General features: G+C 60.6%; 1 protein-coding gene. It reads left to right on the forward strand.

Annotation, left to right across the window (positions count from 1 at the left end; all coding sequences use genetic code 11):
• The first annotated feature begins 299 nt into the window (after nucleotides 1-299).
• Complete coding sequence (locus AC1DVA_RS28650) at nucleotides 300-623, forward strand: hypothetical protein (RefSeq protein ID WP_265055310.1); 324 nt, start codon at nucleotides 300-302, stop codon at nucleotides 621-623.
• Nucleotides 624-1,000: the final 377 nt, after the last annotated feature.

Here is a 1,000-nt window from a genome sequence, read left to right on the forward strand (position 1 = left end):
GACTAACGTCCTTGGAATTGAGTCGGCTGATCGGCGTCCCTGAAAGAAGGGTACTTCGATGGCTTCATGACGAAGAGGCGACCCCACGATGGCTCCGCAGCTATTGTGCAGCCATGACAGTTCCAGAGGCAAAGGCCCTTGCATTGGCCTCCCGCGCTGGACCGTGGGCTGACGCGGCAGACCGGAAGGGATGACAAGCCTGAGTTCACTCACTGTTCCAGGAAATCGATAGCTGTCATGTTTGGAACTTGTGCGATCTACCGATGTTATCGGGATAGCCCTCGAAGAAAGACCGCAGCATGCCCGCCGAAAACCCCGCAGTCGCAAGCTTGAAGATCGAACAACGTGCGCAACGTCAGGCTGCTCGTAATAAGGGCCGTGACGCCGAACTTCACGATGCGTTGGAGGGTACATTCCCGGCGAGCGACCCGCTTTCGATGCAAACTTCAGTCACGCCCGGTGCCGCGGAAAACGAATTCGATAACGAGTTGTTCGATATCGCGGGCGAGCGCGTGAGTGAACTTCAGCAGCTGCTCCTCGATGAAATTCGGGCCCGGCCCCTACGGACGCTGGGCTGGGCCGCGGCGGCAGGCGTCGTTCTGGGCTTCTGGGCCGCCAGATAGCTTGTTGGCGCCCTGTGCGCATACCTCGCCGCTCAAGCGACCGGGGCGGTTAAGCTCGCTGCGCTCCGTTGCGGACCACTAGCGTGGCGGTACTCGTCACCATTTTTGCTGGGCGAGAGAGACAGGCTGACTGCAACGTTGTCCCCTTTTTGTGGCCCATCAGCCGCAACCTGGTTCGACATGGCGTAACCGCGTAGACGCGACATCGCGACCTCCCGAAGGAGATCATCGACGGACGCTACCGTATGTTCGGTCAGCGGCGCGGGGGGACACTAAGAGGCACGCGAATTTAAGCACCGCTTTTCAGCGTGAGGGGTCTTGCCCATGGCGGCCGCATGGGCCGGCAAACCGAGCCCCAGGTGGCCGGATCATTGCCC

The sequence above is a fragment of the Allobosea sp. P4_C6 genome, from assembly GCF_056402015.1.